This is a genomic window from Massilia soli (genome assembly GCF_016809835.1).
Lineage (GTDB): Bacteria > Pseudomonadota > Gammaproteobacteria > Burkholderiales > Burkholderiaceae_D > Telluria_A > Telluria_A soli.
In genome coordinates this window covers 253520-277573 of sequence record NZ_JAFBIL020000006.1, presented here as the reverse complement: position 1 = coordinate 277573, position 24054 = coordinate 253520, and the positions used below count along the sequence as shown (strand labels likewise).

Sequence of the window (24054 nt, the reverse complement as noted above, 5' to 3'; positions counted from 1 at the left end):
CGCGAATGTGGCAAGACGTAAGGGCCTTGAACGCAACGGCGAACACTTTAATTGCGCTGGTTGTCATCGCATTGCTGGGTTCAGGCGTTTGGTGGATCTCGCAGCGTCCGATGTTCGACCTGCGAACGGTGTATGTGCAGCACATGTACGGGATGGACCTGAAGCATGTGAACAGGCTGACGCTCACGCAGGGCATGCTGGGCAAGGTGAAGGGAAATTTCTTCACCACCGACCTGGAAGAAGTCCGCGGCGCGTTTGAACAGGTGCCCTGGGTACGGCGCGCAACGGTCAGGCGCGAGTGGCCGGACCAGCTGGTGGTGGAAGTGGAAGAACATGAAGCGCTTGGCACCTGGGGCGCGGATGGCAAGCTGCTGTCGGTGAAGGGAGATATCTTCACCGCCAACCTGGCGGAGGCGGACGAAGACCATGAGCTGCCGGCGTTCGATGGCCCGAAGGGCAGCGAGAAGGAAGTGCTGGCACGGTTCCTCAACTTGCGCGACTGGTTCGCGCCGGTGAGTTTGATACCGGCGGAGTTGAACCTGTCGTCGCGCTATGCCTGGACGGTGGTGTTCAGCAACGGCATGCAGGTGGCGCTGGGCAGGGAGCAGGATGCGGCGACGCTCAAGACGCGGGTCGACCGGCTGGTGGGGATTTATCCGCAGTTGTCGAACCTGCTGAAAGAGGGGATCGCGACGGTGGACATGCGGTACCAGAACGGGCTGGCGTTATCGGCTCACGGCTTGTCGGTGCCGAACGACATAACCAAGCCAGTCAAGGCTGTAACAAAAAAAACGACTTCAACGAGCAGCACAAACCGGAATAAACAGTAGGCCAGCAAAATGACAAAAGACGCGAAAAATCTGATCGTCGGACTCGACATCGGCACCTCCAAGGTGGTGGCGGTGGTGGCCGAGGTGATGGCCGACGGACGGCATGAGGTCATCGGACTCGGACAGCACGAGTCGAAAGGCCTGAAGAAAGGCGTCGTCGTCAACATCGAGGCCACCGTCGAGTCGATCCAGCGCGCGCTCGAAGAGGCCGAGCTGATGGCCGACTGCAAGATCCGCAATGTGTATGCCGGTATCGCGGGCAGCCATATCCGCTCGTTCAATTCGAGCGGCATGGTCGCGATCAAGGACAAGGAAGTTACCGCCACCGACGTGGCGCGCGTGATCGAGACCGCCAAGGCCGTCACCATCGCGACCGACCAGCAGCTGCTGCACACGGTGCCGCAGGAATTCATCGTCGACAAGCAGGAAGATGTGCGCGAGCCGATCGGCATGAGCGGCGTGCGCCTGGAAGTGCGCGTGCACATCGTCACCGGCGCGGTATCGGCGGTGCAGAACATCGTCAAGTGCGTGCGCCGCTGCGGGCTGGAAGTGTCGGACCTGATCCTGCAGCCGATGGCTTCGGCCGACGCGGTGCTGACGGCCGACGAAAAAGAACTGGGCGTGGTCCTGATCGACATTGGCGGCGGCACCACCGACATCGCGGTGTTCTCGGACGGCGCGATCCGCCACACCGCGGTCATCCCGATCGCCGGCGACCAGATCACCAACGACATCGCGATGGCGCTGCGCACCCCGACCTCGGAAGCCGAAGAGATCAAGATCCGCTACGGCGTGGCCAAGCAGGTGCTGGCCGATCCGGGCGAGACGCTCGAAGTGCCGGGCCTCGGCGACCGCGGGCCGCGCGCCCTGTCGCGCCAGGCGCTGGCGGCCGTGATCGAGCCGCGCGTCGAAGAACTGTTCGCGATGGTGCACCAGGCGGTGCGCGATTCCGGCTACGAAGGCGTGCTGTCGTCGGGCATCGTGCTGACCGGCGGCACCTCGATCATGCCGGGCATGGCCGAAATGGCCGAAGACATTTTCCTCAAGCCGGCGCGCCTTGGCGTGCCGGACTACCGCGGCCAGCTGGCTGACGTCGTGCGCAGTCCGCGTTATGCGACTGTGCTCGGCCTGCTGCTGGAAGCGAAGAAACAGTATTTGCGGGGCCACATTGTGACGCGTCAGGATGGCTCGGTAAAGGCGGTGTGGCAGCGTATGAAGGAATGGTTCTTGGGTAATTTTTAAGTTGCAGGGCAGGGCGGGCAGCAGGATACGGGATTCTTTTTCAGATTTTTAATAAATAACCGCAGTTTTCAATCTCCAGGTTTCATATTAATAAGAGCCCTGGCGCTTGGAAACGGCAAATTCATCAGGAGTACATCATGGAGTTCGATATGGTTGATAACGCAGCACTCGGAACCGTCATCAAAGTCGTCGGCGTCGGCGGCGCAGGTGGCAATGCGGTTCAGCACATGATCAACAAGGGCGTTTCGGGCGTCGAGTTCATCGCTGCAAATACCGATGCCCAGGCGCTGGCGGCATCGTCGGCCCACAACATCATCCAGATCGGCGAGACCGGCCTGGGCGCCGGCATGAAGCCGTCGGTCGGCCGCCAGCTGGCCGAAGAATCGCGCAACCGCATCGAAGACTCGCTGCGCGGCGCGCACATGGTGTTCATCGCCGCGGGCATGGGCGGCGGCACCGGCACCGGCGCCGCGCCGATCGTGGCGGAAATCGCCAAGTCGATGGGCGCGCTGACCGTGGCCGTGGTATCGAAGCCATTCTCGTACGAAGGCCAGAAGTGCATGGACATCGCTGAAGAAGGCCTCGAAGCCCTGTCGCAGCACGTCGATTCGCTGATCATCATCCTCAACGAAAAGCTGGAAGACATCTACGAAGATGAATCGATGCTCGACTGGATGAAGCACGCCGACGACGTGCTGAACAACGCGGTGGCCGGTATCGCCGAGATCATCAACGTCCCTGGCCATATCAACGTCGACTTCAACGACGTCAAGACCATCATGGGCGAGCAGGGCAAGGCCATGATGGGCACCGCGACCGCCTCCGGCGTGGACCGTGCGCGCATCGCGGCCGAGCAGGCAGTGGCGTCGCCGCTGCTCGACGGTATCGACCTGTCCGGCGCGCGCGGCGTGCTGGTCAACGTCACCGCCAGCCGCGGCCTGAAGGGCAAGGAAATCAAGGAAGTCATGGCGGCGGTGCGCGCGTTCGCGGCGCCGGACGCATCGATCGCGCAAGGTATCGCGTACGACGACGACATGGGCGACGACATCCGCGTCACCGTGGTGGCCACGGGTCTGGGCAAAGCCAAGAAGGCGATGCAGCTGGTCCAGACTCCGATGCTGCGCACCGGTACCCACAACCAGCCGATGATGGCGTCGGGCGGCATGGGCGCGGCGTCGGCCGGCGTGACGATGGGTTCGGCTTCGGCAGGCGGCGCGATGGACGGCATGAAGCAGCCAGCCGTATGGCGCCGCGAGCAGGCCTCCGAGCAGGTCCAGGCGATGCAGCGCAATGGCGTCGAGACCTACGACATTCCAGCGTTCCTGCGCAAGCAAGCTGACTAAATGACGCCATTCCCGCTTGCGCGGGAACGACGTCGAACGGCGGACCGGCAACTTGCCCGTCCGCCGTTTGTTTTTTGGGCGCCATCGAGCAGAAAAATGGCGGATCAGGCATACTATTCAATCAACGACATTACCGTTCCCCAACACACTAGAAGGAGTCATACATGACCATCAACATCGGCGACCGCCTCCCGGAAGGCACCCTGGCTGAATTCGTAGAGACCGAGACCGAAGGTTGCGCGCTCGGCCCGAACACGTTCCAGGTTGCTGACTTGGTTAAAGGCAAGAAGATCGCGATCTTCGGCCTGCCTGGCGCCTACACCCCGACCTGCTCGGCACAGCACGTTCCTGGCTATGTCCAGCACGCAGCCGAGTTCAAGGCCGCCGGCGTCGACGAAATCTGGTGCATCTCGGTCAATGACGCGTTCGTCATGGGCGCGTGGGGCCGTGACCAGAAGGCCACCGGCATCGTCCGCATGATGGCTGACGGCAACGCGGCATTCTCGAAGGCGCTCGGCCTGGATGCCGACTTCTCGAAATTCGGCATGGGCACGCGCTCGCAGCGCTACTCGATGCTGGTCGAAGACGGCGTCGTCAAGCAGCTGAACGTCGAGCAGGGCGGCGGCTTCGAAGTCTCGAATGCCGAAACGATGCTGAAGCAACTGGCTTAAGCTTTAAGCCACTTCGTTGTCCGCTCTGGTAGGGCGGAAGAGCGAAGCGTCATCCGCCATGCATGCGCCAACGCGGCTCATGGCGGATAACGCTCCGCTCTTCCGCCCTACTTTCATTTGAATGCGTGTTTTATGAATCAAACAAGAACAACAGCCGTCAACGGCAACCTGCGCAGCATCTACGCGATGCTGATCGCCGTCGCCATGTTTTCGCTGATGGACACGGCCATGAAGCTGCTGGCCCAGATCTATCCGCCGGTGCAGGTGGCATCGCTGCGCGCGCTGTCGTCGATGCCGCTGCTGCTTGCCTACATGGCATGGCGCGGCGCCTTCCGCAACCTCACCCAGGTGCGCTGGCCGCTGCACGTGCTGCGCGGCGTGCTTGGCATCGCAATGCTTGGCCTGTTCGCCTTCGGCCTCAAAAACCTGTCGCTGGCCGAGGCCTACACGATCTTCTTCATCGCCCCGGCGCTGATCACCGCGCTGTCGGTGGTGTTCCTGAAGGAGACCGTCGACGCGACGCGCTGGATCGCGATCGCGGTCGGCCTGGCCGGCGTGCTGGTGGTGCTGCGTCCGACCGGCGAGGGCATGATGACCCTGGGCGGCCTGGCCATCCTCGGTTCGGCCGTGGCGTATGCGATTTCGGCCATCGCCGCGCGCATCCTGGCGCGCACCGACCGCTCCGAACACGTGATGTTCTGGCTGATCATGCTGATGGGCTTTGGCGCGACCATCGTCGCCGCGCCGAACTGGGTCAACCTGCGCATGGCCGACGCCTGGCTGCTGGTGGGCCTGGCGATCAGCGGCTTCCTCGGCCAGATCGCCATCACCGAAGCGTTCAGCTCGGGCGAGGCGTCGAGCGTGGCGCCGTTTGAATACTCGGCGCTGGCCTGGGGCGTGGCGATCGACTGGCTGCTGTGGCAGACCCTGCCCGACGAGTACACGCTGCTGGGCGCGGCGATCATCATCGGCAGCGGCATTTACCTGATCCGCCACGAACGTGTTCATGCGGAAAGTGAACATCCCTAGGCGTTCAGCAGGGGGATTTCAACCCGGATATAATCTGGGCATGCTTAAACAAAGAACCGTCAAACAAGAGGTCCGCACCACCGGTGTCGGCCTGCACTCCGGCACCAAGGTCGTGCTGACCTTTCGCCCGGCGGCGATCGGTACCGGCATCGTGTTCCGCCGCGTCGACCTCGACCCGATCGTCGAGTTTCCGTCGACCCCATCAATCGTCGGCGACACCCGCATGGCGTCGGTGCTGATCAAGGACGACGCGCGCGTGTCGACCGTCGAACACGTGATGTCGGCGTGCGCCGGCCTTGGCATTGACAATCTGTACATCGACGTGTCGGCCGAAGAAATTCCCATCATGGACGGTTCGGCATCGTCGTTCGTCTACCTGCTGCAGCAGGCCGGCGTGGAAGAGCAGGGCGCGGCCAAGAAGTTCGTCCGTGTGCTCAAGGACGTGGAAGTACGCCAGGGCAGCGGCAACAACGAAAAGTGGGCGCGCCTGTCGCCGCACGACGGGTTCAAGCTCGACTTCTTCATCGAATTCAATCACCCGGCGGTGGATGGCACGATGCAGCGCGCCAAGGTCGATTTTGGCGACGTCTCGTATGTGCATGATGTGGCGCGCGCGCGCACCTTCGGTTTCATGCAGGACGTCGAAAGCCTGCGCGGCATGGGCCTGGCGCGCGGCGGTTCGCTGGAAAACGCGATCGTAATGGATGAATACCGGATCCTCAATTCGGACGGCCTGCGCTACGAAGACGAGTTCGTGCGCCACAAGATCCTCGACGCGATCGGCGACTTGTACCTGGTAGGACATCCGCTGGTGGCCAGCTACCACGCCCACAAGTCGGGCCATGCGCTTAACAACATGCTGCTGCTGGAACTGCTGAAGGACCCAAGCGCCTACGAGATCGTCTCGTTCGATTCGATCGACCAGGCGCCACCGTCGTACCAGCGCCAGATGACCAGCGAGTGGTCGCTGACCTAAGCCTAGCGCCGCTTGGCCGCCATCGACTTGATGGCGGCGATCAGTTTTTCGTTCTGCGGCGTCGCTTCCAGGGCGTCGCCCAGCTCCTCGAAGGCCGTCACCGCGTTATCCGGCATCGACAGCTTGCGGATTTCGACCACCGGTCCGGCCGCGCGGGTCACCTGCACTTTCAGCTTGATCGCATCGACCTGCCAGCCGCGCTTCTGAAGATCGCCCTGCAGTTTCGGCAACTGCTGCTTGAGGCGCGCCGCCAATGCCGAGGTCGGCACTGCCAGCAGCAGCTGGCCCTGCTCGAACGCCATCACGTCGCAGCTGGAAAACAGCGGCGGCAGCGCATCGGCGCAGTCTTTCTGCAAGCGGGCCATGCGCATCGCCGCCGGCATCAGGCTGGCCAGACGGTCGTTCTTGCGCAAGAAGTCGGTGGCGCCGAACGTCTTGAAGGTCTTGGTACCATAAATATGCATAGCGCGAAACATATCACAGCTGCCGCCGCTGCGCGTATGGCCGCGAAATGCGAAGTGTTTATACTCGGCACACCTTGTTATCCAGACCATAAACCCCATTTGCGTCGGGTTCGCATGATAAAATCACCGTCTTTTTGCCACACTCGGCCTCAGGGTGATGTAATTTTGCTATCATCCGGGTTTCTTTTTCGGCGTCTTTTTCAAGAATTCAAGCATGTCATTACTGACTCAGATTTTCGGTAGCCGTAACCAGCGGCTGCTTAAGCAATACCAAAAAACGGTTCGCGAGATCAATGCACTCGAGCCGCAGATCGAAAAGCTGTCGGACGCTGAGCTCCAGGCGAAAACCCCTGAATTCAAGGCGCGCGTCGCCGCGGGTACGTCGCTGGATGACATCCTGCCGGAAGCGTTCGCTGTGTGCCGCGAAGCCGCGCGCCGCGTCCTCAAGATGCGCCACTTCGACGTTCAGATGATCGGCGGCATGGTCTTGCACCATGGCAAAATCGCGGAGATGGGCACGGGCGAGGGCAAGACCCTGATGGCGACCCTGCCGGCTTACCTCAATGCGCTGTCCGGCAAGGGCGTGCACGTGATTACCGTCAACGATTACCTGGCGCAGCGCGACGCCGAGTGGATGGGACGCCTGTACGGCTGGCTGGGCCTGACGACCGGTATCAACCTGTCGCAGATGGACCACGACACCAAGCAGAAGGCCTACGCCTCGGACATCACCTACGGCACCAACAACGAGTTTGGTTTCGACTACTTGCGCGACAACATGGTCTACGAGGCCAGCGAGCGCGTGCAGCGCGGCCTGAACTTCTCGATCGTCGATGAAGTCGACTCGATCCTGATCGATGAGGCGCGCACCCCGCTGATCATTTCCGGCCAGGCCGAGAACCACACCGAGCTGTATCACAAGCTCAACGAACTGCCGGCCATGCTGACCCTGCAGATCGGCGAAGAAACGCCGGACGGCAAGGGCGAGATCAAGGTCCCGGGCGACTACACCAAGGACGAGAAGGCGCACACCGTGCTGCTGACCGAACGCGGTCACGAGCACGCCGAAGAAATCCTGACCAAGATGGGCCTGCTGCCGGAAGGCGCCTCGCTGTACGACGCCGCCAACATCACCCTGATCCACCACCTGTACGCGGCGCTGCGCGCCCACGCGCTGTACCACAAGGACCAGCAGTACGTGGTGCAGAACAATGAAGTGGTGATCGTCGACGAATTCACCGGCCGCCTGATGACGGGCCGCCGCTGGTCGGACGGCCTGCACCAGGCAGTCGAAGCGAAGGAGGGTGTGCGCATCCAGAACGAGAACCAGACGCTGGCCTCGATCACCTTCCAGAACTACTTCCGCATGTACGCCAAGCTGGCCGGCATGACCGGTACCGCCGACACCGAAGCGTACGAATTCCAGGAAATCTACGGCCTCGAAACCGTGGTCATCCCGCCGAACCGTCCTTCGCAGCGCAAGGACCGCCAGGACCAGGTCTACAAATCGTCCGACGAGAAGTACCAGGCGATGCTGGTCGACATCCGCGACTGCTGCGAGCGCGGCCAGCCGGTACTGGTTGGTACCACCTCGATCGAAAACTCGGAACTGCTGTCGGGTATCCTGACCAAGGCCGGCATCGAGCACAACGTCCTGAACGCGAAGCAGCACGCCCGCGAAGCGGAGATCATTGCGCAGGCGGGCCGTCCGAAGATGGTCACCATCGCCACCAACATGGCCGGCCGCGGTACTGACATCGTTTTGGGCGGCAACGTCGAAAAGCAGATCCAGATCATCGAAGCGAACGCCGACCTGCCTGACGCCGACAAAGCCGCGCAATCGGCCAAGCTGCGCGACGAATGGCAATCGCTGCATGACCTGGTGGTCAAGGAAGGAGGCCTGCACATCATCGGCACCGAGCGCCATGAGTCGCGCCGCGTCGACAACCAGCTGCGTGGCCGTTCCGGCCGCCAGGGCGACCCAGGCTCGTCGCGCTTCTACCTGTCGCTCGACGACGCGCTGCTGCGCATCTTCGCCGGCGACCGCGTACGCGCGATCATGGACCGCCTGAAGATGCCGGAAGGCGAACCAATCGAAGCGGGCATCGTGTCGCGCTCGATCGAATCGGCGCAGCGCAAGGTTGAAGCGCGCAACTTCGACATCCGCAAGCAGCTGCTCGAATACGACGACGTCGCCAACGACCAGCGCAAGGTGATCTACACCCAGCGTAACGAACTGCTGGAAGCGACCGACATCTCGGAACTGATCGCATCGCTGCGCGCAGGCGTGTTCACCGAACTGGTGCACGCCCATGTGCCGGCCGAATCGGTCGAAGAGCAGTGGGACGTCGCGGGCCTGCAATCGACCCTGGCCAATGAATGGAACCTGGATATTCCGCTGTCCGACATGCTGGCGGCCGACACCAACCTGAACGACGAAGACATCCTTGAGCGCGTGCTGGCTGCGGCTGAAGAATCGTACGCGGCGAAGGTCGCCATCGTCGGCAAGGAATCGTTCGGCGGCTTCGAGCGCAACGTCATGCTGCAGAGCGTGGACACCCACTGGCGCGAACACCTCGCGGCGCTGGACCACCTGCGCCAGGGTATCCACCTGCGCGGCTATGCGCAGAAGAACCCGAAGCAGGAATACAAGCGCGAAGCGTTCGAGCTGTTTGGCGCGATGCTCGACCTGATCAAGAACGAAGTCGTTCGCACGATCATGACGGTACGCATCCAGTCGCGCGAAGAGATCGATGCGGCCGAAGCGGCGATGGCCCAGTCGCATGTCGAGAACCTCAACTTCCAGCACGCGGACTTCAATCCGGACGCCGGCCCGGAAGAACTGCTGGCCCCGGCCGCGGCGCCAGCGGTGACCGAGGAAGAAGGCTACATGGGCATCAAGGTCGGCCGCAACGACCCATGCCCTTGCGGCAGCGGCAAGAAGTTCAAGCAGTGCCACGGCAAGCTCGCTTAAAGCGAAGCGCCGAATAAAAAGGGAGGAAGAGCGAAAGCTTTTCCTCCCTTTTTTTATCCGCGCGTGTTGCCGGACTTGGGGCGGCGTCTGGACGCGGGACTGGCGTGGCAACCGTGCATGGATTGCTTGCTGGCTGACACGAGGTTGACAAGGCGCAACCCAGTTCCGCCCGCATACTGCAATCTAAGGGCATCGTTCGCTGATTCGGAGGATGCCATGAACTCAGTTCGCACCGCGGGAGTTGTCGTCGCAGGTTTGCTGGTTGCCCTGTGGTGGGGCGTGCAGCCGCCGCGCCACCAGGTCGACGTGGGCGGCAGCCTCAAGGCGCAGGAGCAGGCGCAGTGTCCAGCCAATACCAAACTCGACAACAAGCTGTGCGCCTGCCCTGAAGGCACCAGCTGGACCGATGGCCAGTGCATGCAGGTCTGGTCGAGCGCATCGCGCAGCGAGGTCAGTTCGCTCTGATCGCCAGCGGGGCGGCGCGGCGAGGCATGCCGTCAGTTGCGCCGCTGGCGAGCTTGAACAAGCCAACGGTGGCAGCCAGCGCGGCTGCCTGTCCGCGCATTTCCTGCGCGGCGGCGGCGGCCTGTTCGACCAGCGCGCTGTTTTGCTGGGTCATGGCATCCATTTCGCCAATCGCGCCGCTGACCTGCTCGATGCCGGCGCTTTGCTCGCGGCTGGCACTGCTGATCTCTGCCATGATGCCGGTGACCTTGCCCACGCTGTCGACGACCTTGTTCATTGTGCTGCCTGCTTCCTCGACCAGCCGCGATCCCAGTTCCACCTGGTCGACCGAATCGTCGATCAGTCCCTTGATTTCCTTGGCGGCGGCCGCGGAGCGCTGCGCGAGGTTGCGCACTTCTGCCGCGACCACGGCGAAGCCGCGGCCCTGTTCACCGGCGCGCGCCGCTTCGACAGCGGCATTCAGGGCCAGGATATTGGTCTGGAACGCAATGCCGTCGATGACCGCGATGATATCGACGATCTTGCGCGACGACGCGTTGATCGAACCCATGGTCTCGACCACGCGTTCGACCACCTTGCCCCCTTCGGCCGACACTTCCGACGCCGACTGCGCCAGCGTGTTGGCCGCGTGCGCGTTGTCGGCGTTCTGTCGCACCGTTGCCGTGAGCTGGTCCATCAGCGTTGCCACTTCCGCCAGCGCCGACGCCTGGTGTTCGGTGCGCGCGGAAAGGTCCTGGTTGCCGGAGGCGATTTCTTCCGATGCGGTGGCAATCGCGTCCGTGCCCTTGCGTACACGGCCAACGATCCCGGCCAGGTTGTCGCGCATGGTGCTGATGGCGTAGACCAGGCTTGCCTGGTCGCCAGCGCGGGTCGCAACGCTGACGGACAGTTCACCGTTCGCGATACGGCCCGCCAGTTCCGCCGCATAGGCAGGCTCGCCGCCGAGCTGGCGCAGCAGTCCGCGGGTGATCATGATCGCGATGGCGACGCAGGCCAGCAACGTCAACAAGGTGAGGCCGGAGACCATCATCAGCGACTGGTCGAACACGCCGTGCGCAGTGTTATTGGCAATCGTCACTTCGGCTTGCAGCGACTTGAGCAGCGCGTCGATGTCGGTGACGATCTGGCGGCGCAGCGGGCTGCAGTCGTTGACCAGGAATTCCCCATACTCGGTCATCTGTCCGGCAGCGCGGAAGGCCCGCGGCCGCTCGAGTTCGCGCGCCATCACCAGCAGGCCCTGGCGGACCTTGTCAAATTGCGCATTGCCCGCGAGGCGCGGCCGCAGCTCTTCAATCTTTGCCAGGTAGATGGCTTTCTGCTGGTCGAGGATGGCCAGTTCGGCAGCTGCTTGCTGGGGGTCGGCGAAGATAAACGCGTTGCGCGCCGCCAGGCCAGTCTGCGCGAGCGCCTCTCGCGTGGCAAACAACGGATCGAGCTTTTGCTGCTGGACGACTTCCTGGTTGCTCACGGCGGTGGAAATTGCGGACAGCCGGAACAGGGACATGGCCGCCAGGATCAGCATCAGGAGTACAAGCGCGCCGAATCCCAAGCTTAGCTTGGTGCCGATTTTCATCTGTTGAAACATTGCGAAGGTCACTCCATTGCTGAAAAAAGCGCCAATTCTATCCAAAAAAGTGATCGAAAGTAGTAAATGTTGCGTAAATGGAACGGATGTTATTGTTTAATTTCACATTGAACTCATGTCAGTTGGTCTGAATAGCGGGCAACGTGGTCGAATTCTCATTCTTGCGAGTGAGGCGTACAATAGCGGCTTCATTTCCACTGCTAGAGAACCCGCCATGGCCGTCAATTCCCCACTCCCCGTCGCCGAGAACCTGAAGCCTGTCCAGGGCATCGAAATCGGTTTCGCCGAAGCCGGCATCAAGAAGCCGGGCCGCAAGGACGTGCTGGTAATGAAGCTGGCGCCGACGGCCACCGTGTCGGGCGTGTTCACCAAAAACCGCTTCTGCGCCGCGCCGGTCCAGATCAGCAAGGCAAACCTGGCCACCGCCGGAGCGGGCGGCGACAAGATCGTTGCGCTGCTGGTCAATACCGGCAACGCCAACGCGGGCACCGGGGAATCCGGCCTGGCCAACGCACAAACCACTTGCGCCGCGCTGGCCAAGCTGCTCGACTGCCAGCCGCAGCAGATCCTGCCGTTTTCGACCGGCGTGATCCTCGAGCCGCTGCCAGTGGCGAAGGTCGTCGCCGGCCTGCCTGACGCGGTGGCGAACCTGCAGCCCGATAACTGGTACAACGCGGCCGAAGCCATCATGACCACCGACACGCAGCCGAAGGCCGCGTCGCGCACCGTTACGATTGGCGGGCACACCGTCACCATGACCGGCATCAGCAAGGGCGCCGGCATGATCAAGCCGAACATGGCCACCATGCTGGGCTACCTGGCGTTCGACGCCAAGGTCGCGCAGCCTGTGCTCGACCAGCTGGTACGCCATGCCGCCGACCACTCGTTCAACTGCATCACCATCGACGGCGACACATCGACCAACGATTCGTTCATGCTGATCGCCACCGGCGCCGGCAGCCTGGTCATCGATGCGGCCGGCACGCCGGAATACGAAGCGCTGAAGGAAGCCGTTACCGACATCTCGCGTAACCTCGCCCAGCAGATCATCCGCGATGGCGAAGGCGCCACCAAGTTCATCACCATCACCGTGGAAGAGGGCGGCAGCGTTGAAGAATGCCGCAAGATCGCCTACTCGATCGCCCACTCGCCGCTGGTCAAGACCGCGTTCTTCGCGTCGGACCCTAACCTGGGCCGCATTCTCGCGGCGATCGGCTACGCCGGCGTGGACGACCTCGACGTGACCAAGCTCGACATGTACCTCGACGACGTCTGGGTCGCCAAGAACGGCGGCCGTAATCCTGACTACCAGGAAGCGGACGGCCAGCGCGTGATGAAGCAGAGCGAGATCACGGTGCGCGTCAAGCTGGCGCGCGGCGATGCCGCCGCCACGGTCTGGACCTGCGACCTGTCGCACGACTACGTCACCATCAACGCCGACTACCGCTCGTAAGCCCACATGACGCCGCTCGAACAGTTCCTGCTGCGCGCCGAGGCGCTGCTGCAGCGGGTGGAAGCGGTGCTGCCGCCGTCGTACCCGCGCGAGCCGGACTGGAAGCGCAGCTTTGCCTTCCGCTGGCGCAAGCGCACCAGCGGCGGCGCCAGCTACCTGCAGCCGGTGACGCACGTGTCGTCGATCGGTTTCGATGACCTGCACAACATCGCCAATCAGAAGCGGCAGATCGAGCAGAATACGCGCCAGTTCGTGCAGGGCCGGCCGGCCAATAACGTGCTGCTGACCGGCGCGCGCGGCACCGGCAAGTCATCGCTGATCAAGGCCTGCCTGAACCAGTTCGCGGGCGATGGCTTGCGCCTGATCGAAGTGGACAAGGAAGACCTGGCCGAGCTGGCCGACATCGTCGAGCTGGTGGCCGGGCGTCCCGAGCGCTTCGTGATCTTCTGCGACGACCTGTCGTTCGAAGAAGGCGAGAGCGGCTACAAGGCGCTCAAGGTGGCGCTCGACGGCGGCATCTCCGCGCAGTCGGACAATGTGCTGATTTACGCGACCTCCAACCGCCGCCACCTGATGCCCGAGAAGATGTCCGATAACGCCAGCTACAAGCATGTTGGCGACGGCGACCTGCATCCGGGCGAGACGGTCGAAGAGAAGATCTCGCTGTCGGAGCGCTTCGGACTGTGGTTGTCGTTCTATCCGTTCAAGCAGGATGATTATCTGGACATCGTGGCGCACTGGCTGGGCAGCTTCGGCTGTGATGCGCAGCAGGTCGAGGCGGCGCGCACCGAGGCGCTGCAATGGGCCTTGCAGCGCGGTTCGCGCTCGGGCCGCGTGGCGTGGCAGTTCGCCAAGGATTACGCAGGGAAGCACCCGAATGAGTGAGGCACAGGCACGCCCGATCGACGTGGCCGTTGGAATCTTGATGAAGCCGAATGGCGATGTGCTGCTCGGGCAGCGGCCCGATGGCAAGCCGTATGCGGGCTACTGGGAGTTCCCGGGCGGGAAAGTCGATCCGGGCGAATCGATCCTGCAGGCGCTCAAGCGCGAGTTTGTCGAAGAGCTGGGCATCGAGGTGGTCAGCGCGCAGGAGTGGTGCGGCATCGAGCATGTGTACGAACACGCGCATGTGCGGCTGCATTTCTTCATCAGCCGCGAATGGCGCGGCGAGCCGCAGAGCCTTGAGGGGCAGGCATTCGCATGGCAGGGGACGGTGGGCGTGGAGCCCTTGTTGCCGGCGACGATACCGTTGCTGGCGTGGCTGGATAAGGTCCGTTACCAATAACGTCATTCCCGCGCAGGCGGGAATCCATACCGGGCACGCTCAGCATAGGTTCCCGCTTTCGCGGGAACGATATCATCACCCGTTGTCCTTGTCAGGCAACGGCTCGTCGTCAATCGACGGTCCCGGAATCACGAACTTCTCTTCGGCCCAGGCGCCGAGATCGATCTGTTTGCAGCGCTCTGAACAGAACGGGCGGTACTTGTTGGCTTCGGTCCATTCGACCTTCTTGCCGCAGGTGGGGCAGGCTACTACTGGCATGATTAACTCACAGCGTTAAAAGTTGCAAAGCGTGAGCTCGAACGGCACATCGTCTTCCAGCGGCTTCGGTTTCATATCGCCGCCCTGCGTTGTGAAGCGAACCCACAACATGTATTTGTTGGCGGATATCTCGGGGATCGCGCCGATCGATTCGTCCAGGGTCAGGCGCAGCATCTGATACACCTTCCCCTGCAGCATTTGCTGGTAGCTTCCCGTGAGGGCGATCATTTTGACCGGGCCGCCGGAATCGCGCAACAGGCGCAGCACCAGCGAGAGCGCGTCGAACAACGGCGCCAGCGGTGCGAACCAGTTGGCGATGTCGTCGTAGCGCTGCTGCGCGGGCCGCTGCTGCCAGGCGTAGTACGACGGCAGGTCGAACTCGCAGGCGCCGCCCGGAATGATGGTGCGGCCGCGAATGCTCATCAGCCATTCGTTGTCGCGGATGTTCTGCCCGGTCTTGCCTTGCGCGCCAACCAGCGCGCTGGCGACGGTTTCCAGCTCGTTGAGCACCGCGTCGAGCATCTCGGGGACGACCTTCGGGTTGGATCGGAAACTGAGCAGGCTTTGCTTCTGGCGCTCCAGTTCCTGGAGCAGGTCGGATTTAAGATCGGCGCGGCCGGCAACTTCGAGCATGTCGAAGATGGTGGCCAATGCAACGTGGTGTTGCATCGCGTGTTCCTGGTTCACAAAGAACTTAAACTTCTCGTACAAGTCTTCCAGCCGCAACAATGTGCGAATTCGCTCATTGAAAGGATATTCGTAGACGATCAAAGTGACATCCCTGTAAATGTAGGCTGAACGACAATCACGTGATTCTGAACCAAGCGAGACAAAATTACAAATGCTCCAACGGCAATCGGGACATTCTTTCGGAAAAACCCAGATATTTCGCGTGTAAAGACGCGATTTGCGGCGTCAAAAGGTCTAGTCCATCGTCATTGACGACCACATCGTCCGCTGCCGCCAGTCTTTGCGCACGCGTCACCTGGGTCGCCATGATGGCGCGCACCTGCGCTTCGGGCATGCCGTTACGCGCCATCACGCGTGCGACCTGGACGTCTTCAGGGCAGTCGATGGCCAGTATGCGGTCGACCCGCTCGCGCCACGTGCCCGATTCGATCAGCAGCGGCACCACGAAGATCAGGTAGCTGCCGGTGGCGATCGCCGCGGCCGCATATGCGGCGTCGCGGATGCGCGGATGCAGGATCGCTTCGAGCCGGTGGCGCGCGGTGCTGTCGGAGAAGACCAGCGCGCGCATCGCGGCGCGGTCAAGCGCGCCGTCTGCGGTGGCGAAGGCGGCGCCGAACTCGCCGACAATGGCCGCCATGGCGGCGCCATGCGGCGCGGTCAGGGAGTGGGCAATCTCGTCGGTGTCGATCACCGATGCGCCCAGTGCGGCGAACATGTTCGCCACCGTGGTCTTGCCGCAGCCGATGCCGCCCGTCAGGCCGACGCTGAAACGGCGCTGGGGAGTGGTGGCGGCGCCGCTTGCCATGCTTAAGCCAGCAGGCCCTGGGTGAACCCGGAAATCTGGGTTCCGAACAGCAGGGCGATCAGCCCGGCCGCAGCCAGGTAGGGACCGAAAGGAATCGGCTTGTCGCGGCCATGTTTGGTGAAGACGATCAGGCTGATGCCGACCACCGCGCCGACCACCGAGGACAGCAGGATGATCGTCGGCAGCATGCCCCAGCCGAGCCAGGCGCCGAGCGCGGCTAGCAGCTTGAAGTCGCCGTAGCCCATGCCTTCCTTGCCGGTCACCAGCTTGAACAGCCAGTAGATGCTCCACAAGATCATGTAGCCGGCCGCCGCGCCGATCACCGCCTCATGCAGCGGTACGAACATGCCGTGCAGGTTGACCAGCAGGCCAAGCCACAGCAGCGGATAGGTCAGGTCGTCAGGCAGCAGCTGGGTGTCGAAGTCGATGAAGGTCATCGCGATCAGCAGCCAGGTAAACACCAGGGTGGCCAGGCCGGCTTCGCCGCTGCCGAAGGTCCACACCATCAGCGCCGACAGCACGCCGGTGAGCAGTTCAATGGCTGGATAGCGTGGCGAGATCGGCGCCTTGCAGGCGCGGCATTTGCCGCGCAGGGCCAGCCAGCTGATCACCGGGATGTTTTCCATCGCCGTGATCTGGTGCCCGCAGTGCGGGCAGGCCGAGCGCGGCACCATCAGGTTGAAGCGGTCGGTATGCGGCAGTTCCTTGCCGCTTTCGCTCGCCACGTAGTTGTCGGACTCGCGCTGCATCATTTTCGGAATGCGGTAGATGACAACGTTCAGGAAACTGCCGATCAGCAGGCCGAACAGGGCGGCGGCGAGCGTGGCGCCGATCGAGCCAGCAGGGGCGAACAGAAGTGTTTCCGGTAGCATGGTGCTCCACAGTCGAGTCAACGGGCAGTGCCCTACATCGTTCTATTGTAGGGGTTTCTGGTCGCGTTGGCACCCCTAATGCTTACCTGTGGGCAAATAATTGTGTGCGGGGAGGGGAGAATAGCCACCGGCGAGGCCGGCGGCATCGCATTGCTTAAACTACTTTGAACTGCATCAGGCGTTGCACCAGTGCGCGGCTGATCCGGTCGATCTCGGACGAGTTGTCGAGGGTGCCGATCTTCTGCCTGACCGTGGCCGGAACGTCGCCGTTACGGATGTCCTTCAGATTGGCGACCGCCTCGCACTCGCCGTTCAGGCACACCAGTTCGACTTCCAGTACGAAGCGCGCGGCGCGGCTGAGCGAGTCGTATTCGATGTCGGTGCGCGTGTCGCGGTTCGATGCGGCCAGCTTGCGGTGCAGCACCGTGCTATCGACCAGGTGCACATTTTGCTTTTTCAGCTCGGCGCCGAGCGACTGCTCGAACAGCCTGGCCAGCTGCGACCGTGCGCGCGACTGGCGCTGGGTATTCTGCTGGACGCCGACGCTGATCGTGCGGGCGTCGACTTCCTTGCCGGCGACGATGGTGTCTTCGATCAGCAGGCGGCTGCGGCCTTCCCAGCCGGGCGGCAGCTGGTCAAGTTCACGGTTGAAATAGACCGCCATCGCAGGGCGTTTCTGGCTGGTGTACCACGTGCGGAAGTCGCCGCTGCCGGCGTCTTGCGCCAGCATGGGCGTTTCGGCCGGGTCCATCGCGCTCGGGCCGGTCAGCGGCGCGAGCTTCATTGGTTCCGGCAGCGCCAGGTTCTGGGCCTGCGCCACGCCGGCGCAAGCCAGCAAGGTGGCGAGAATGAGTGATTTCATCAGCGCGCCTCCCTGACCTCGACCAGGTAGTGGGCCACGGCCTGCGCCGCCATCGACGACTCTTCATAGCTCGCGACGCCGTTCGGGTCCATGTGGATGCGGGTCCACGACGACGGCTTTTCGGTCGGCGCGAAGCCATTGTCGAAGTAGCTGGTACGCGCTTCCAGCACTTGCGGGAAGTCGGTGCGGTTGCGCAGCATCGCGATCACTTTGAGGGTGCCGGTGGGATTGCGGCGCGCGCCCTGCTGTTCGACGGCGATCTTGCCGCTTTTACTATTTTGCAGCACCTTGTCGAGAATGACGACCTGGTCGTACTGGATGCGCGCGTTCGGCGCCATTTGGTCGTTGACGCGCAAGCCCATCTGGGCGCCTTCCTGATACGGGGCCTGGCATCCGGCCAGCAGCACGACGGCTGCCACACATGCGGCGACGAGTTTCATAGTGATCCTTTGATGTTAAGTTCTGCTCTTGATCCAGATAAGAACGTTGCCGTTCCGGTCGATCCATTTGTTAATTGCCAGCTTGTCCGACTGCACTGCGTTGCCGCTGTCGTCGAACAGCTTGACGCTGATGTTGGCTGGAAGCCCTGTGTGCGTGAACGCGGTGGCGTGAAGCGTTTCAGGCAGGTTGTTCCAGTAGCGGACGTCGGCGCGCGGCTTGACGTTGGCCGAAATGATCGACGAAATCGCGCCGATGGCGGCCAGGCCACCCATCACGTTGCCGCCGCCCTTGCCGCCGACCGCCGACATCATCAGGCTGCTTTCGGAAGCGAGCGAGGTCAGCGCCATGCCGATTTCGCCGGAGGTCTCCTTGAAGCTGGCCTTGCCCGCGATCAAGCGGTCGATCGGCCGGCCGCCACGCGTCGACGCCTGGAAGAACACATCCTCGATCAGCACCGGCCTGACAGCCTTGCCGTCGATATCGATGCTGACGCTGCGCTCGGGTGTGCGCTTGGGGCCGCGGTAGACGATCTCCTGGTTGTCGATGCCGTCGCCTACCTTGCGTGGACTGCCACCCAGTTCAGCGATGACCAGCACGTTGGCGCCGGCCGGCGGTACCGGCAAACCGGCACGCAGGCGGACCGCTTCCTGGTAAGCCTCGCCAGCCTGGCTTTTTGCGCCGAGCAGCTGGTTGGTCCAGCCTTCGAGCAGCATCAGGCTGGTGAAGTCGGAGCGGTTCTGCTGCTCCTCGGCGAAGGCGTCCTGCATCAAGCCGGAACGGAACGACGCGCGCGCGTTTTCGTAGTCGGCCTCGATCAGGTAAGCCAGGCCGCGGTAATAGAACGCCATCGCGCGTTCGTACGGCTCGCCCTTGAACTCCTTGGCGCCTTCTTCGTACCACAGCGAGCGCGCGTTGGCGGCGGCCTGGGTGTTGGCGAACATCCCTTCGATGACGTCTAGTGCATCGTCGAAATGGCGGCGCGCTTCGGGCAGGCGGTTCTCAGAAAGTGCTGCCAGGCCGGCCTGCAAGGTCACCAGCGTCGCATCCTTCTGCGGCGCCGCCTTCATGCGCGCCAGCTCGGCCGCGTAATCGGCGTGCGCCAGCTGCGGTGCGCACAGCGCCGCAGCCAGCAGAGCGCCGGCCAGCGGTTTAGCGGTAAAGGATGTCATCCCGCGCTTCTTTCTTGAACTCGTAGATGCCCGACCAGACGATCGTGCCGTACTCGAGGTCCACCAGCTCGAACGTGATCTGGTGGTAGCGCGATACGTTGCCGCTGCTAGTCGATGCGGCGTCCATCGAGGTAATGCTGCCGCCGAGACGGAAGTCGCCACCGGCTTGCGCCTTGGTGCTGCGGATGGTGCCCTTGTCGGCTTGTCCGCTGCGCTTGGCTTCGCGTTCGTTCTCGACCATGTTGCCGAAGTGGCGGGCGACAAACACCAGGCGGCCGTTGGACGCACGGTTCAATTCGACACGCAGGCGGTTGGTGATCGCGTTCTTGTTCATCCGCGACGAGCTGTCGTTGGTGAAATACTCGGAATCGACGATCACGCGCGGCGCCGTGGCGCGGCCCGAAATCTGCGGGTTCGACAGGATGTCGCGCACCATCTTGTCGGTCATTGAGACCACGTCCTGCGACTCGACGCCGACGCCGGCCACGGTGGCCGATGTCGATGCAACATCCTGGTACATGACGCGGCGGCCGGGGCTGTTATCGACAGCCGGCGTGGCGCAGCCGGTCAGGAAGGCGGCGCCCAGCACGACAGCTGGAATAAGTTTGCTGATCATCGTCGGTCCCGATTATTTGGCGGCGATGGTCGGCGCGGCGTAGATCGCCGGATAGTACGCAGTCTTCAGCTCCGGGTAGATTTCCTGGGTCAGTTTGAGCGCTTCCGCAAAATCCTTGTGCGCCGAGTTCTTGGCGTACATGTAGACGGCCAGGTCTTGCACGGTGTTGAACGACAGGTCCGAGTTGGCGCGGATGAATTCTTCGCCGCCAACCATCTGCAGTGCCACCGCGCGGCCGGCCTTTTCGCCGACGGCCTGGCCGATGATGCCGCCGAAGAATGGGATTTGTTCAGCCATTTTCTGGCCAGCCTGGGCGCCCAGGAAACCACCAACGGCCGAACCGGCGCTCGCACTACGGCCTTTTTCCACCCAAACCGCGACGGTGCCGTCTTCGGTGTACGGCGACATGTATTTGCCGCCGTTGCCCAGGATTGGCTTTGGCGCGAGGATCGCGGTTGGCGCCGCCATCTGCGGTGCTTGATAAGTGGCGCATCCGGTGACGGCCAGGGCGAGTGCGAGTACAAGTGCGGTTTTCATTTTCAGGGTTTCCCTATAATTGTTGATATGGCAAATTATAGACAAACCAATTTCAAGCCCGCAACATAAATTGGGTTTCTGGCAATGCGTGTGTAGGATTTTGCCTACAATTAGGTTCAGTATTCGTTATGACAAACCGAGCGAAGTCAGTTGCAAATCGGCGCCTAGCGCGGCCCGTCCATGCGCGATTGGCGCAGCGCATCCCAGGCGGCGAACTTGCCGCCGATGTAGAGATCGCCTTCGTAGCTCAGGTGGTTATTGTCGCGGTACAGCAGGTTGCCATCCTTCATCGCCCAGCACAGCGTGACGTCGCACAGCAGGTCCCTGGTACGGAACAGGGCAGTGCCGGGGAACTCTTGCAGCAGGCCGGCGACCAGTGCCTCGTTCTGGGGTGAGCGCTTCTCGACTTCGCTGCGCGGCAGTGCGCATGGCGCGCGCGTCGCCGACGAGACGATCCCGGCCCGCTTGATGCACGCGCGCGGATCAAAACTCAGCAACGGCACGTCTTCCATCATGATCACCGCCTTGCCCGCTTCGGTAAACCGGCGGATCGTGTCGCGCGCCGCGTTGTACATGACGCGCCCGTCGGGCGAGCTGGTGTCGAACTGGATGTGGGTCGAGATGACCAGGGTCTTGATGCTCGGGATGCCCAGCGCCAGTTCCAGCATCGGCTGGGTGGCCTGCTGGTACGGGTCGTCGCCAGGCTTCACGCCCCAGTAAGGGTGGCGGGTGCCGAACATCACCAGGTTCTCGCCGCGGCTCGCGTAGTACTTGGTCAGGCCGGCCACCACATGGTAGGCGTGGCTGTCGCCCACCAGCGCCACGGTCGGCTCGCGGGTGACATCGCCGATCAGGCAGTATTCGTACAGCGAATCGAAACCATAGCGCTTCTTGCAGGCGGCCGCGTTCTGCACGTCCTCCACCAGCACCAGCGATTTCTGGTGCCGTGCATTTTCAAGCACCGCTGCGCGTTGCGGCATGCCGCCCTGCCTGGCGATCCATGCGCCGCCCGCCCCCAGCGCCACCATCAGGCCGGCCAGCACCGCGACCTTATAGCGGCCCTCGCCAAAGCGCAGCGGCCGCTCAATGAGCCGGTACGTCAGCCAGGCCAGCACCACCGCCAGCACCATCAGTGCCGCGCGCAGTTGCGGCGCGGGGGTGCCGGTTTCAATGATATGCGCATACGACAGCAGCGGCCAGTGCCACAGGTACAGCGGGTAGCTGATCAGGCCGACCCAGACCAGCAGCCGGTTCGACAGCACCACACGGTTGAACCAGGCACGCGGTCCGGCGCCGATCAGCATGACCGCGCCGGCAACCGGCAGCAGCGCATACCAGCCCGGAAAGCGGTGCTTCGCGGTGATCAGTGCGAAGCCGAGGGTCAGGAACAGCGCGCCGAGCGCCGACCACGCGTTGGGCGGCAGCAGCGCCACCGCCCGCGTCAGCGACGGAACCGGGCGCAGCAAGGCGCACGCGAGCATCGCCCCGGCCAGCAGTTCCCATGCGCGGCTCGCCGGTGAATAGAATGTCGCGCTCGGGAAGGCATGGATGCCGCCGACATTGACCGCGAACGACAGCGCGGCCAGGACCGCGGCGGCGGCCAGCAGCGACACGCGGCGCTTCCAGGCCAGCAGCAGGACCACCGGCCAGAGAATGTAGAACTGCTCCTCGATCGCCAGCGACCACAGGTGCAGCAAAGGTTTGGTGTCGGCGCCGCGGTCGAAGTAGCCAACCTCGTTCCACAGGACCAGGTTGGACAGGAAGCCGGCCCCGCCGGTGATGTGGCGCGCCAGTTGCGCAAGTTCGTCGGGGAACAGCGCAACCCAGCCAAACGCCAGCGTCGCCGCCATGACCGCCAGCAGCGCCGGGAAGATGCGCTTGATGCGGCGCGCGTAGAACCCGGCGAAGCTGAAGCTGCCGTGCGCCAGCGATTTGGCCAGGATGGTCGAGATCAGGAAGCCCGAAATGACAAAGAAGATGTCGACCCCGGTGAAGCCGCCGGGAATCAGCGCGGGGAAGGCGTGAAACACCACCACCGCCAGGACGGCGATGGCGCGCAGGCCATCGATGTCGCTGCGGTAGACAGGGTGCGCGGAGAGGGCGACGCTGCTGGCGGCGGGCGCCAGCGCGGTCATGTCGTGGTCGATTTTCATAGGGGCCGTAAATTGCTTGAGGCGAAGTATACCCCTAGTGGCATGCGGAAACTTAATTCTTTATCTATGTCCGTTCGTCAGGCCGCATCGATGATCCAGTCGGCCAGCTTGCCGCTGGCGCTGCGCGGCAGCTCGGCGCCGATCGCGATCGCGGCCGGCAGTTCCGGGCCGGACAGGCGCGCCGCGGCCCACTGGCGCAGTTCTGCGCCAAGCAGTTGCGGCGACTGCGCGCCAGCATGCGGCACCACGAAGGCTTTCAGGCGGCTGCCCTCGTCGCTGCGCATCAGGCGTACCGACGCCGCCGCTACGGCGGGGTGCGCGCGCAGCACTTGCGCCACCCGTTCGGGGAACACATTGATGCCACCCACCTGCACCGCCTGGTCGATGCGCCCGGCCGGCAGGAACTGGCGTTCGCCCTGCCACGCCAGAACGTCCTGCAGCGGGTAGCTGCCGGCCCCGGCGCCGCTGCGCAGCAGCACGGCCGCGTCGTCGGGATCGCGGCGCCAGTACGGCAAGGCGGTAAATGGTTGCGCGTGGCTGTCGCGCCAGCCGACGCCGCCGGTTTCCGAGCTGCCGTACACCTGCAGCAGCCGCGCCAGGCCATGCGCTTCCAGATCCTGCGCCAGTCCGGGCGGGCACGGTGCGGTCGAAGTGACGCCGGTGACGCCGGGCGCGAATGGCCCTGCCGCCAGCGCGGCGCGCCAGTAGTCCGGATAGGCGACGACCAGGTCGCCCGCGCGCGCCTCGCGCGCCAGCATGCCTGGCGAGGCGGCGCGTACATCGCGCACCGCGTCAGGGTGCAGGCCGAGGGCGCGCGGCAGCAGTATCGAGAACAGGAAGCCGTAAATATGATGGCACGGCACCGCGCACAGGATGCGCGCGTGGCCAGGCAGCAGCGCCGCCAGTTCGCCGACTTCGGCCCACAGCGAGGCCAGCGTATGCGGGCAAGGCTTGGGCTGGCCGGCGCTGCCCGAGGTACGGAAGGTGATCTCGTGCGAATGCAGGGCCAGGCCGGCGCTGGCGGCGTCCGCCCACGCGCCGATGGTCTGTCCGGCGGCCAGCGCGTCGCCGGCCCCGGCGCGGTGCAACTGCAGCGCCGCCGACAATGCGCTGGCCAGCGCCATGCGTTCCAGCGAATCGACGCCCAGGTCGCGCGCCAGGTCGCAGCTGCGCGGCCATGGCAACGCGGGCAACGCCGTGCCGGGCCGCAGGCGGGCCAGTTCGGCCGCCACCAGGTCGGCGACAAAGCGGACCGCGGCGCCGTCGTCCCACCAGCGGGGCACGGCGCCATTGATGCTCGTTACTGGCTGCATGGCTGTCTTCCAGGAGGCGCG

General features: G+C 63.5%; 24 protein-coding genes. 11 read left to right on the top strand and 13 right to left on the bottom strand.

Annotated features, from left to right (window positions below; all coding sequences use genetic code 11):
- Positions 1-5 precede the first annotated feature (5 nt).
- From I4X03_RS16265 to lpxC, 6 genes are all read left to right on the top strand, one after another.
- Positions 6-830 (top strand): cell division protein FtsQ/DivIB, encoded by an 825-nt coding sequence (locus tag I4X03_RS16265; RefSeq protein WP_223469288.1) that lies wholly within the window; start codon positions 6-8, stop codon positions 828-830.
- A gap of 9 nt (positions 831-839) precedes the next feature.
- Positions 840-2072 carry a cell division protein FtsA gene (ftsA, locus tag I4X03_RS16260; protein WP_223469287.1) on the top strand — a complete coding sequence of 411 codons (1233 nt, stop codon included), beginning with the start codon at positions 840-842 and terminating at the stop codon, positions 2070-2072.
- 137 nt (positions 2073-2209) lie between these two features.
- Positions 2210-3415 (top strand): cell division protein FtsZ, encoded by a 1206-nt coding sequence (ftsZ, locus tag I4X03_RS16255; protein ID WP_223469286.1) that lies wholly within the window; start codon positions 2210-2212, stop codon positions 3413-3415.
- Positions 3416-3579: 164 nt separating this feature from the next.
- Positions 3580-4086, top strand: coding sequence for a peroxiredoxin (locus I4X03_RS16250; RefSeq protein WP_223469285.1), 507 nt, complete (start codon positions 3580-3582; stop codon positions 4084-4086).
- A 186-nt stretch (positions 4087-4272) separates the two neighbouring features.
- Positions 4273-5115, top strand: a complete 843-nt coding sequence (locus I4X03_RS16245; RefSeq protein ID WP_223469476.1) for a DMT family transporter — start codon at positions 4273-4275, stop codon at positions 5113-5115.
- Between the two features lie 40 nt (positions 5116-5155).
- Positions 5156-6091 carry a UDP-3-O-acyl-N-acetylglucosamine deacetylase gene (gene lpxC / locus I4X03_RS16240; protein ID WP_223469284.1) on the top strand — a complete coding sequence of 312 codons (936 nt, stop codon included), beginning with the start codon at positions 5156-5158 and terminating at the stop codon, positions 6089-6091.
- A 2-nt stretch (positions 6092-6093) separates the two neighbouring features.
- Here the strand turns inward: lpxC and I4X03_RS16235 are convergent, their stop codons facing one another.
- Positions 6094-6555 (bottom strand): DciA family protein, encoded by a 462-nt coding sequence (locus tag I4X03_RS16235; RefSeq protein WP_223469283.1) that lies wholly within the window; start codon positions 6553-6555, stop codon positions 6094-6096.
- A gap of 214 nt (positions 6556-6769) precedes the next feature.
- Between I4X03_RS16235 and secA the strand changes: the two genes are divergently transcribed.
- Both secA and I4X03_RS16225 read left to right on the top strand, forming a co-directional pair.
- Positions 6770-9529 carry a preprotein translocase subunit SecA gene (gene secA / locus I4X03_RS16230; protein ID WP_223469282.1) on the top strand — a complete coding sequence of 920 codons (2760 nt, stop codon included), beginning with the start codon at positions 6770-6772 and terminating at the stop codon, positions 9527-9529.
- Between the two features lie 216 nt (positions 9530-9745).
- Positions 9746-9994, top strand: coding sequence for a hypothetical protein (locus I4X03_RS16225; protein WP_223469281.1), 249 nt, complete (start codon positions 9746-9748; stop codon positions 9992-9994).
- Here I4X03_RS16225 and I4X03_RS16220 read toward each other — a convergent pair.
- Positions 9981-11579: a methyl-accepting chemotaxis protein gene (locus tag I4X03_RS16220; protein WP_223469280.1), complete on the bottom strand. Its 1599-nt coding sequence runs from the start codon at positions 11577-11579 to the stop codon at positions 9981-9983. The genes I4X03_RS16225 and I4X03_RS16220 overlap by 14 nt on opposite strands.
- 214 nt (positions 11580-11793) lie before the next feature.
- Here I4X03_RS16220 and argJ point away from each other — a divergent pair, with 214 nt between their 5' ends.
- The 3 genes from argJ to I4X03_RS16205 are packed head-to-tail and all read left to right on the top strand — an operon-like array spanning position 11794 to position 14317.
- Positions 11794-13032: a bifunctional glutamate N-acetyltransferase/amino-acid acetyltransferase ArgJ gene (gene argJ, locus I4X03_RS16215; RefSeq protein ID WP_223469279.1), complete on the top strand. Its 1239-nt coding sequence runs from the start codon at positions 11794-11796 to the stop codon at positions 13030-13032.
- A 6-nt stretch (positions 13033-13038) separates the two neighbouring features.
- Positions 13039-13917 carry an ATP-binding protein gene (locus tag I4X03_RS16210; protein WP_223469278.1) on the top strand — a complete coding sequence of 293 codons (879 nt, stop codon included), beginning with the start codon at positions 13039-13041 and terminating at the stop codon, positions 13915-13917.
- Positions 13910-14317: an NUDIX domain-containing protein gene (locus I4X03_RS16205; RefSeq protein ID WP_267874066.1), complete on the top strand. Its 408-nt coding sequence runs from the start codon at positions 13910-13912 to the stop codon at positions 14315-14317. Before I4X03_RS16210 ends, I4X03_RS16205 begins: the two co-directional genes overlap by 8 nt.
- Before the next feature lie 75 nt (positions 14318-14392).
- Here the strand turns inward: I4X03_RS16205 and I4X03_RS16200 are convergent, their stop codons facing one another.
- From I4X03_RS16200 to I4X03_RS16150, 11 genes are all read right to left on the bottom strand, one after another.
- Positions 14393-14575, bottom strand: a complete 183-nt coding sequence (locus I4X03_RS16200) for a DNA gyrase inhibitor YacG (RefSeq protein ID WP_223469277.1) — start codon at positions 14573-14575, stop codon at positions 14393-14395.
- 15 nt (positions 14576-14590) lie between these two features.
- On the bottom strand, positions 14591-15346 hold the full coding sequence (gene zapD, locus I4X03_RS16195) for a cell division protein ZapD (protein WP_223469276.1): 756 nt from the start codon (positions 15344-15346) through the stop codon (positions 14591-14593).
- 64 nt (positions 15347-15410) lie between these two features.
- Positions 15411-16070, bottom strand: coding sequence for a dephospho-CoA kinase (coaE, locus tag I4X03_RS16190; RefSeq protein ID WP_223469275.1), 660 nt, complete (start codon positions 16068-16070; stop codon positions 15411-15413).
- Between the two features lie 2 nt (positions 16071-16072).
- Complete coding sequence (locus I4X03_RS16185; RefSeq protein ID WP_223469274.1) at positions 16073-16942, bottom strand: prepilin peptidase; 870 nt, start codon at positions 16940-16942, stop codon at positions 16073-16075.
- 154 nt (positions 16943-17096) lie between these two features.
- Positions 17097-17804 (bottom strand): hypothetical protein, encoded by a 708-nt coding sequence (locus tag I4X03_RS16180; protein ID WP_223469273.1) that lies wholly within the window; start codon positions 17802-17804, stop codon positions 17097-17099.
- Positions 17804-18244 carry a putative periplasmic lipoprotein gene (locus tag I4X03_RS16175; RefSeq protein ID WP_223469272.1) on the bottom strand — a complete coding sequence of 147 codons (441 nt, stop codon included), beginning with the start codon at positions 18242-18244 and terminating at the stop codon, positions 17804-17806. Before I4X03_RS16175 ends, I4X03_RS16180 begins: the two co-directional genes overlap by 1 nt.
- Positions 18245-18259: 15 nt before the next feature.
- Entirely contained in the window at positions 18260-19414 is a 1155-nt protein-coding gene (locus I4X03_RS16170; RefSeq protein ID WP_223469271.1) for a hypothetical protein, read from the bottom strand.
- Entirely contained in the window at positions 19395-20030 is a 636-nt protein-coding gene (locus tag I4X03_RS16165) for an LpoB-related protein (protein ID WP_223469270.1), read from the bottom strand. Before I4X03_RS16165 ends, I4X03_RS16170 begins: the two co-directional genes overlap by 20 nt.
- A 12-nt stretch (positions 20031-20042) precedes the next feature.
- Complete coding sequence (locus I4X03_RS16160) at positions 20043-20567, bottom strand: hypothetical protein (protein WP_223469269.1); 525 nt, start codon at positions 20565-20567, stop codon at positions 20043-20045.
- 164 nt (positions 20568-20731) lie between these two features.
- Positions 20732-22720, bottom strand: a complete 1989-nt coding sequence (locus I4X03_RS16155) for an acyltransferase family protein (RefSeq protein ID WP_223469268.1) — start codon at positions 22718-22720, stop codon at positions 20732-20734.
- 77 nt (positions 22721-22797) lie between these two features.
- Complete coding sequence (locus I4X03_RS16150) at positions 22798-24033, bottom strand: AMP-binding protein (RefSeq protein ID WP_223469267.1); 1236 nt, start codon at positions 24031-24033, stop codon at positions 22798-22800.
- Positions 24034-24054 lie beyond the last annotated feature (21 nt).

Bases quoted from the DNA above. Each gene is read 5' to 3' on its own strand.
- I4X03_RS16200 (WP_223469277.1), bottom strand. From the start codon at position 14,575: ATGCCAGTAGTAGCCTGCCCCACCTGCGGCAAGAAGGTCGAATGGACC.
- I4X03_RS16220 (WP_223469280.1), bottom strand. From the start codon at position 11,579: ATGTTTCAACAGATGAAAATCGGCACCAAGCTAAGCTTGGGATTCGGC.
- I4X03_RS16155 (WP_223469268.1), bottom strand. From the start codon at position 22,720: ATGAAAATCGACCACGACATGACCGCGCTGGCGCCCGCCGCCAGCAGC.
- I4X03_RS16170 (WP_223469271.1), bottom strand. From the start codon at position 19,414: ATGACATCCTTTACCGCTAAACCGCTGGCCGGCGCTCTGCTGGCTGCG.
- I4X03_RS16210 (WP_223469278.1), top strand. From the start codon at position 13,039: ATGACGCCGCTCGAACAGTTCCTGCTGCGCGCCGAGGCGCTGCTGCAG.
- I4X03_RS16175 (WP_223469272.1), bottom strand. From the start codon at position 18,244: ATGAAACTCGTCGCCGCATGTGTGGCAGCCGTCGTGCTGCTGGCCGGA.
- I4X03_RS16160 (WP_223469269.1), bottom strand. From the start codon at position 20,567: ATGAAAACCGCACTTGTACTCGCACTCGCCCTGGCCGTCACCGGATGC.
- I4X03_RS16150 (WP_223469267.1), bottom strand. From the start codon at position 24,033: ATGCAGCCAGTAACGAGCATCAATGGCGCCGTGCCCCGCTGGTGGGAC.
- I4X03_RS16235 (WP_223469283.1), bottom strand. From the start codon at position 6,555: ATGCATATTTATGGTACCAAGACCTTCAAGACGTTCGGCGCCACCGAC.
- coaE (WP_223469275.1), bottom strand. From the start codon at position 16,070: ATGGCAAGCGGCGCCGCCACCACTCCCCAGCGCCGTTTCAGCGTCGGC.
- I4X03_RS16250 (WP_223469285.1), top strand. From the start codon at position 3,580: ATGACCATCAACATCGGCGACCGCCTCCCGGAAGGCACCCTGGCTGAA.
- ftsZ (WP_223469286.1), top strand. From the start codon at position 2,210: ATGGAGTTCGATATGGTTGATAACGCAGCACTCGGAACCGTCATCAAA.
- I4X03_RS16205 (WP_267874066.1), top strand. From the start codon at position 13,910: ATGAGTGAGGCACAGGCACGCCCGATCGACGTGGCCGTTGGAATCTTG.
- I4X03_RS16225 (WP_223469281.1), top strand. From the start codon at position 9,746: ATGAACTCAGTTCGCACCGCGGGAGTTGTCGTCGCAGGTTTGCTGGTT.
- I4X03_RS16265 (WP_223469288.1), top strand. From the start codon at position 6: ATGTGGCAAGACGTAAGGGCCTTGAACGCAACGGCGAACACTTTAATT.
- I4X03_RS16245 (WP_223469476.1), top strand. From the start codon at position 4,273: ATGCTGATCGCCGTCGCCATGTTTTCGCTGATGGACACGGCCATGAAG.
- ftsA (WP_223469287.1), top strand. From the start codon at position 840: ATGACAAAAGACGCGAAAAATCTGATCGTCGGACTCGACATCGGCACC.
- argJ (WP_223469279.1), top strand. From the start codon at position 11,794: ATGGCCGTCAATTCCCCACTCCCCGTCGCCGAGAACCTGAAGCCTGTC.
- lpxC (WP_223469284.1), top strand. From the start codon at position 5,156: ATGCTTAAACAAAGAACCGTCAAACAAGAGGTCCGCACCACCGGTGTC.
- I4X03_RS16165 (WP_223469270.1), bottom strand. From the start codon at position 20,030: ATGATCAGCAAACTTATTCCAGCTGTCGTGCTGGGCGCCGCCTTCCTG.
- I4X03_RS16185 (WP_223469274.1), bottom strand. From the start codon at position 16,942: ATGCTACCGGAAACACTTCTGTTCGCCCCTGCTGGCTCGATCGGCGCC.
- I4X03_RS16180 (WP_223469273.1), bottom strand. From the start codon at position 17,804: ATGAAATCACTCATTCTCGCCACCTTGCTGGCTTGCGCCGGCGTGGCG.
- secA (WP_223469282.1), top strand. From the start codon at position 6,770: ATGTCATTACTGACTCAGATTTTCGGTAGCCGTAACCAGCGGCTGCTT.